The following is a 561-nucleotide window of genomic DNA, read 5'->3' on the forward strand; positions in this document are numbered from 1 at the left end:
CTGGCTGGAGAACCGGCAGCCGGGCGACCTCCTGACCGAAGTCCAGCGGTACGCCCGTAACAACCCCGGAACCTTCCTGCTCCTCGCGGCAGGCGCCGGCGTCCTGGCCGGACGCCTGACCCGCGGCCTCACCGCAGGCGCCCCGGAAACCCAGGGCCAGGTTTCGGCTTCCGGCCAGCACCGGGCCGTGCAGCCGCCAGCCGTGCAGTCGCCGCCTGTGGCTCCCCTGCACCAGGAGACCGTCTACGCCGCCGGCACAGATGACCTGTTCGCGCCGCCAACAGTAGGCGGCGGAGGCCCCGTGTCCACCAGCACCCTGCCCTCCGGCACCGCGGAGGAGTCGCCGCTTCGGTTCGACGACGATCCCTTCCGGGCCGAAAACGGCGTCTACAACGATGACGAGCCGTTTGGCAACGAGGGAACCACCGGAACCGGCCGCCACGGAACGGGTGGTCTGTGATGAGCAGCCAGATTCCGGAGCCGCCGCCCAGCGCGGCGCACGTGAAAGCGGACAACGCGTCCCTGGGTGAACTGCTCGGGGACGTCACCCGGGACCTGTCC

Annotated in this window: 1 pseudogene; it reads left to right on the forward strand. The window is 70.9% G+C overall.

Annotation, left to right across the window (positions count from 1 at the left end):
* Positions 1-460, forward strand: a pseudogene (locus RM50_RS20925) (hypothetical protein); the annotation flags it as partial.
* Positions 461-561 lie beyond the last annotated feature (101 nt).

The organism is Pseudarthrobacter phenanthrenivorans, assembly GCF_000813845.1.
Lineage (GTDB): Bacteria > Actinomycetota > Actinomycetes > Actinomycetales > Micrococcaceae > Arthrobacter > Arthrobacter phenanthrenivorans_B.